Origin of the sequence: Bradyrhizobium sp., from assembly GCF_049691595.1 — a bacterium.
GTDB lineage: Bacteria > Pseudomonadota > Alphaproteobacteria > Rhizobiales > Xanthobacteraceae > Bradyrhizobium.
The window spans coordinates 1-6,203 of sequence record NZ_JBAVNZ010000481.1 but is presented as its reverse complement, the minus strand read 5'-3'; the positions used below and the strand labels follow the sequence as shown (position 1 = coordinate 6,203).

The 6,203-nt window shown below is 63.1% G+C and carries 7 protein-coding genes; 4 read left to right on the top strand and 3 right to left on the bottom strand.

The genetic code is table 11. The features are described 5' to 3' along the window. Positions 1-125 precede the first annotated feature (125 nt). Positions 126-608, bottom strand: a complete 483-nt coding sequence (locus WCE35_RS20085) for a CinA family protein (protein ID WP_424595065.1) — start codon at positions 606-608, stop codon at positions 126-128. 1 nt (position 609) lies between these two features. Then, a complete protein-coding gene (locus tag WCE35_RS20080; protein ID WP_424595064.1) occupies positions 610-1,578 on the bottom strand; it encodes an MBL fold metallo-hydrolase in 969 nt (322 codons plus the stop codon). Positions 1,579-1,730: 152 nt separating this feature from the next. On the opposite strand from WCE35_RS20080, the gene WCE35_RS20075 reads away from it, so the two are divergent. The 4 genes from WCE35_RS20075 (at position 1,731) to WCE35_RS20060 (ending at position 4,720) form a co-directional block, all read left to right on the top strand. Then, complete coding sequence (locus tag WCE35_RS20075) at positions 1,731-2,822, top strand: amidohydrolase family protein (RefSeq protein WP_424595063.1); 1,092 nt, start codon at positions 1,731-1,733, stop codon at positions 2,820-2,822. Beyond that, positions 2,819-3,928: an amidohydrolase family protein gene (locus WCE35_RS20070; RefSeq protein ID WP_424595062.1), complete on the top strand. Its 1,110-nt coding sequence runs from the start codon at positions 2,819-2,821 to the stop codon at positions 3,926-3,928. The genes WCE35_RS20075 and WCE35_RS20070 overlap by 4 nt, the downstream gene beginning before the upstream one ends. Continuing rightward, a complete protein-coding gene (locus tag WCE35_RS20065) occupies positions 3,928-4,341 on the top strand; it encodes a Rieske (2Fe-2S) protein (protein WP_424595061.1) in 414 nt (137 codons plus the stop codon). Before WCE35_RS20070 ends, WCE35_RS20065 begins: the two co-directional genes overlap by 1 nt. 67 nt (positions 4,342-4,408) lie before the next feature. Continuing rightward, complete coding sequence (locus WCE35_RS20060; RefSeq protein WP_424595060.1) at positions 4,409-4,720, top strand: hypothetical protein; 312 nt, start codon at positions 4,409-4,411, stop codon at positions 4,718-4,720. 29 nt (positions 4,721-4,749) lie between these two features. On the opposite strand, the gene WCE35_RS20055 is transcribed toward WCE35_RS20060, so the two are convergent. Then, positions 4,750-5,901, bottom strand: a complete 1,152-nt coding sequence (locus WCE35_RS20055; protein ID WP_424595059.1) for an OpgC domain-containing protein — start codon at positions 5,899-5,901, stop codon at positions 4,750-4,752. Between the last annotated feature and the right edge of the window lie 302 nt (positions 5,902-6,203).

The following is a 6,203-nucleotide window of genomic DNA, read 5'->3' as shown; positions in this document are numbered from 1 at the left end:
AGGAGCACTTGCGACGAAGCAATCCACGCTTTCCTTGCGGCCCGATGGATTGCTTCGCTTCGCTCGCAATGACGGCCGTAGAGCTGAGTTGCTTTTGGCTGTCTGAACACTATCAGATGCGCTCTTCACCGCGACAAATTCCGCAGCAGCAGATTCAGCGCCGCCTTCGCAAAACTCTGCATGTTGGCCTGCCTGTCAGCGCTGCCCGTCTCCAGCGTGATCACCGCGCTTTGCGGACCGGCCACCGCCATGCAGCTATGGCCGGCGGCGTCGCCGTAGCGGTTGCCGGTCGGTCCGGTGGCGCCGGTTTCGGAGAGGCCCCAGTCGGTTGCGAAGCGCTGGCGGATCCGGCCTGCGAGCAGCGTTGCGTAGGGCTCGGACGCGGAGCGGATTCCCTTCATCGTCTCGTCGGGGATGTCCATCAAAATCCGCCGCGCATCGCGGGTATAGATCACGCCGCCGCCGAGGAAATAGGCGGAGGCGCCGGGCACCGCGAGCAGGGCGGCCGAGATCAGTCCGCCGGTCGAGGATTCCGCGATCGCAATCGTCTGTTTCCGCTCGATCAGCCGCGCGGCGATCGCTTCGGCGACCGTGACCAGCTCTTTCATCTCAGCTCCTGCGAAAAATTCGTTTGAGCAATGGCGGTGGCGTGTCGGGCTTGTCGGCGAGCGAATGGTAGACCACGCGAATGAAACTGGTGCCGGCGAGTTCGGTCGGCGCCCATTTGGCATCGAGATCGGCGAACGGTTTCGCCGCCACCACGTCGTCCTCGCTTTTCCCCTCCTTGACGAGTCTTGCCATGCGGTCGCGCGCGGTGACCAGCATGGTGCGGTATTCGATCAGCGCGGCCTTGTCGGCGAGCGGGCCGTGGCCTGGCACGATCCGGGTCCTGGCGTCGGTCAATGTGAGATAGGCGTCGGCGGCTGCGATCATGCCCTTGATGTTGCCGCCATTGGCGAAGTCGATGTTGGGATAGCGGCCGTTGGTGAAGGTGTCGCCGGTCGCGAGCACGTTGGCGGTCTTGAACCAGACATAGGTGTCGCCGTCGGTGTGGGCGTTGGCGATATGCCTGAGATTGGCGACGCGGCCGCTCAGCCTGATCTTGGAAAAGTTCGTATAGGTGTCGGACGGCAGCGCGCCCTGCGGCGCCGGCGGCGTCTTGACGCCGGTCAGGCCATTGGTGGTGCCGGCTGCCAGCCTGGTCTTGACGTTGATCTGGGACACGATGGTGACGCCGTCCTTCGCGAACAGCTCGTTACCGCCGGTGTGATCGCCGTGATGATGCGTGTCGACCAGATATTTGATCGGCAGGGGCGAGATCGCCGAAATCGCGGCCTTGATCCTGTCATGCAGTGGCGCGAACTGGCCGTCGACCATGATGATCCCGTCTTTGGCGACCGCCACGGTGATATTGCCGCCCTGGCCTTCGAGCATGTGGAGGTTGTCGCCGAGGTCGGTGGTCTTGATCTCGACCTTGGAGAAATCCACCGGCGGCGCCGTGGGCGGCGCTTGCTGCGCCAGCGGGCTTCCGGCCAGCGACAGGGCGGCGGCAAGCGTCGCTATTCCGGTCCGAATCATGAAAAATCTCTCCGGCTGCCATGCCTTCCTAGCACACGAGGGCGGCGTTTGCCGAGTTGCCGGCCGGAGGCGAGCCTGCTTCAATGCGGCGCAAGAACGAAGCGGCGCGGCTGGCAAAGTGCCGCAAGCGCCCGTCCGAAACGGGAAACATCATGACCTCACCGATCGCGGGCGGCGTGGATTGCGACCTGCATCCCGCCGTGCCTCATCTGACCAGCCTGCTGCCCTATCTGAACGACTACTGGCGCGACCAGGTGACGACGCGCGGCATGACCGACCTGATCTCGCAATCCTATCCGGTCAACTCGCCGATCTCGGCGCGGCCGGACTGGCGGCCGGCGCAGGGCAAGCCGGGCTCCAGCCTTCCCGACATGCAGAAGCAGGCGCTCGATCCGTTTCGCGTCAGCTACGGCATCTGCAATCCCCTGTACGGCGTGCAGATGGTGTTCTCCGAGGACATGGCGGACGCGTTTTGCCGCGCGCTGAACGACTGGCTGGTGAAGGAATGGCTCGACCGGGACCAACGCCTGCGCGGCTCGATCGTGATCCCGGTGCAGAGCGTCGAGAAATCGGTCAGGGAGATCGAGCGCTGCGCCAGGGATAATCGCTTCGTGCAGGTGCTGATGCTGGTGATGGGCGATATGCCCTTGGGCAAGCGCGCCTACTGGCCGATCTATGCCACCGCCGAGCGGCTCGGCCTGGCCGTCGGCATCCATGCCGGCAGCAACTATCACAACCCGCCGACCTCGGTCGGCTGGGGCTCCTATCACATCGAGGATTATGTAGCCCAGGCGCAGGCGTTTCAGACCCAGTTGACCAGCCTGATCGTCGAGGGCGTGTTCGCCCGGCATCCGGCCTTGAAAATGGTGATGCTGGAAAGTGGCTTCACCTGGCTGCCGGCCTATCTGTGGCGGCTGCACAAGTTCTGGCGCGGCGTGCGGATGGAGACGCCGTGGGTCGATCGCGCGCCGCTGGAAATTGTGCGCAGCAACATCCGCTTCTCGCTGCAGCCGGTCGACGCGCCGCCCGACCCCGCGACGCTCGATCGGCTGTTCGACCATATGCAGTCGGACGAATTGCTTCTATTCTCGACCGATTATCCGCACTGGCAATTCGACGGCGACGAGGTGCTGCCGGCGGGGATTTCGCCCGATCTTGTCCGCAAGATCATGATCGATAACCCGCACGCGACCTATCCCCGCCTGAAGCAGTCCGTTCTGCGAAACAAGGAGGCGACGCCATGAACATCCAGTTCCGCTCCGGTCCGGAGCCGGCCTCGTCCGCCAGTATCAAGATCGCGATTGCCGATTGCGATATCCACCCGGCGCGCGCGACAGCGACCGAGCTCTATCCGTTCCTCGCCAGGCGCTGGCATCACCACCTCGAGACGTACGGCAAGCAGGCCTATCAGGGCATGATGGAAGGCCCACCCTATCCGAAGGCGCAGCCGAATGCGTCGCGCCGCGATGCCTGGCCGCCGGAAGGCGGCCCGCAGGGATCGTCGCTGTCGTTCATGCAGAAGCAGCATCTCGATCCGAACAATGTCGCGCTCGGCGTGCTCAATCCGCTCAACACCGGGCAGGGCCTGCGCAACCAGGATCTGGCCGCCGCACTGGCGAGTGCGATCAACGACTGGCAGATCGAGAAATGGACCAGCAAGGATTCGCGCCTGAAAGGCTCCATCGTGGTCGCCAACGAAGACGGCCCGGCCGCGGCCGCCGAAATCCGCAGGCGCGCCGGCGACAGCAATTTCGTCCAGGTGCTGCTGCTCAGCCGCAATGTCGAGCCGCTCGGCCAGCGCCGCTACTGGCCGATCTATCAGGCCGCGGAGGAAGCGGGCCTTCCGGTCGGCGTGCACGCGTTCGGCTTCGGCGGCAATCCGATCACCGCCTCGGGCTGGCCGAGCTATTACATCGAGGAGATGGTCGGCCATTCGCAGTGCCAGCAGACCGCGCTGGCGTCGCTGGTCCTCGAAGGCGTGTTCGAGCGCTTCCCGAATTTGAAGATGATCATGATCGAGGCCGGCTTCGGCTGGGCGCCGTCGCTGTCGTGGCGGCTGGACAGGAATTTTGAGCGGCTGCGCAGCGAGGTGCCCGATCTCAAGCGCCGGCCGTCGGAATACATTCGCGACCATGTCTGGTGGACCACGCAGCCGATGGAGGATCCGGAACGGCGCGACCACCTGTTTGAGCTGATCGAGTGGATCGGCTGGGACAGACTGTTGTTCGCCACCGACTACCCGCATTGGGACTATGACGACCCGTCGCGGGTGCTGCCGGCCGGCGTCAGCGACGAGAACAGGCAGGCGTTCTATCTCGATAATGCGCGGAAGCTGTACGGATTAGCCTGATGGTTCGTCACGTCATTGCCCCGGTGGACGAGCTGCCGCCGGGGACGCGAAAATTCCTCACCATCGACGGGCGGCCGATCGCGGTCTTCAACATCAACGGCGAATATTTCGGCCTGTTGAACCGCTGCCCGCATCAGGGCGCGGCACTGTGCGAGGGCCCCTTGATCGGGCTCGCGCAATCCTCCGATCCGGGCGAGATCGAATACACGAGGTTAGGCGAGATCATCCGCTGCCCCTGGCACGGCTGGGAATTCGACATCCGCACCGGCCAGTCCTATTGCGATCCGAAGCGATTCCGCGCCCGCGCCTATCCGGTCAGTGTCGAGCCGGGGTCGAGCGTGGTGAAGGGGCCGTATGTGGCGGAGACGATCGCCGTGTCGGTAGAGAGTGACTATGTGGTGGTCGACCTATAACCCCCTCGTCATTCCGGGGCGCGCGCAGCGCGAGCTTTGATGTGCAATTGCACATCAGAGAATCCACATGATCGGGAGTATGGATTCCGGGCCTGCGCCAGGAGGCGCATCCCGGAATGACGAAAGCCAAGGCGCGGATGTGGGCGATGTCCGTTCAATGACCCAACTCGGACGTCTGGCCCGAGAGCAGCGTGATGTGCTTTGGTGGGCCGAGCCGAATTTCCTTGCAACGTATGGCCACGGCGATGATCGCAAGCGCAATAGCGGCTGCGATTGGAATACTTCGCTGAAACAATCGTTCGTACTCGACAACCGTGCCCGGCAGCTCACGCAGGCGGGGGGAAGTGGGTCAGGCAGGGATGTGCTGGCGCTGGATTGATCTTCAAATCTTGTCCCGGTGCTGCGCGCTCAAAACAGCTTTGGCCCGGGCCGGTCCTGTTTGGAAGTCCATGTCATCAGAGTCGCCGCGGCGATCATGAGGGCGATCCCGGCAATGCTGATGGCGACCTGCATGGCGATGGTGCCGGAAAATCGGGACAAGATCACGAAGCCCATGAACGACAGCAAAACGCCCAGGCAATAGATCGCCAGCGAGTTTTCGCCGCAGCGAATCATCGCCATCATCCAGGGCTTCATCAGGCCGCGCCCGTCCGGCGGCGTCAGCCGCGAGACCACGATGGCCAGCGCGAGAAAATGCAGCAGGCGCAAGGGTGCAAGGTGACTTTTATAGATCGGGTAAATCAGTTTTGACACCGCATCGGGCACAAACCCTTCAAGCTCCTTGATCTGCCAGCTCAATGTGACGACGAGGCTGAACGCGAGATAGAGCATTGCCAGCATCAGCGCGGCGCGCGACTGCACGATTGTCCGCAGCTTGCCGGCCCCCTCGTACGGATACCAGGCGCCGAACACGAACAGGACCTGCCACGCCAGCGGATTGAAGTACAACTCGCCGCTCGGCCACGCCGGCACGTGCCAGCCGAACACCTGCACCATGAGATAGAGCAGAAACGATGCCGCCAGTGCGACCGCGGCACTACGAGTCAAAAGCCACAGCAGGCCCGGAAATGCCAGATGCAGCAGCACAAAGGTGGGCAATATGTCGGTATTGACAGGCGCATATTGCATGACCGCGGCGTGGACGATGGCCGCACCGGGATCTTTGAAAAAGAACCCCGTGTTGGTTTCATCGAGATAGCGGCTGCTGCCGCCGACTACCCAGATCAGGGCGAAATAGGCGATCAGCAATAGCAGGAACGCGGCGTAGATTTCCCAGCCTCGCCGCAGCGCGCGCGTCACTGTCGTCGGCCAGCCCTGCTCTCGCAACGCGCCTCCATAGGCGAGCATACAGGTGTAGCCTGACACGAACACGAACACCTCGGTAGCGTCGCTGAAGCCATAGTTGCGAAGCGTCAGCCAGGCGAGAGCGTTATCGGGGATGTGATCAATGAAGATGAACCACAGCGCCAGCCCGCGGCACGCATCTAGCCGCAGGTCCCGGCGATCTCCATCGCTTCGAATGGCTGGAACTTTGGCAGCCCCTGGAAAATGATCGGTCACGACATCAACGAGCCCTATCCATCGCACATTTTCCGCGCGGCAGTGATGTTACAGATTCGGGAGCGATTGTCTGTATTTGATGCTGTGGATGGCTCCTCCGGCGGCGCGGGAGGGGATGCGGTGGCCGCTGAAGCGTCGGCGCGAAACGGTGTCGCAGGGCGAGTCTCTCGTGAGTGATCAACCGGCGCGCAGGACGAACGGCGCCAAAGCGTACGGCAAAACCGTGTGGTCCCGACACCCGTTGCTGGTGCCAAGCTGTCGGTGGCGGTCTCGATCCAACCGGATCGTTTCAGCCATCAAGC

Excerpts from the sequence above, each read along its gene's own strand:
- WCE35_RS20085 (WP_424595065.1), bottom strand. The coding sequence starts at position 608 with ATGAAAGAGCTGGTCACGGTCGCCGAAGCGATCGCCGCGCGGCTGATC.
- WCE35_RS20080 (WP_424595064.1), bottom strand. The coding sequence starts at position 1,578 with ATGATTCGGACCGGAATAGCGACGCTTGCCGCCGCCCTGTCGCTGGCC.
- WCE35_RS20075 (WP_424595063.1), top strand. The coding sequence starts at position 1,731 with ATGACCTCACCGATCGCGGGCGGCGTGGATTGCGACCTGCATCCCGCC.
- WCE35_RS20070 (WP_424595062.1), top strand. The coding sequence starts at position 2,819 with ATGAACATCCAGTTCCGCTCCGGTCCGGAGCCGGCCTCGTCCGCCAGT.
- WCE35_RS20065 (WP_424595061.1), top strand. The coding sequence starts at position 3,928 with ATGGTTCGTCACGTCATTGCCCCGGTGGACGAGCTGCCGCCGGGGACG.
- WCE35_RS20060 (WP_424595060.1), top strand. The coding sequence starts at position 4,409 with ATGATCGGGAGTATGGATTCCGGGCCTGCGCCAGGAGGCGCATCCCGG.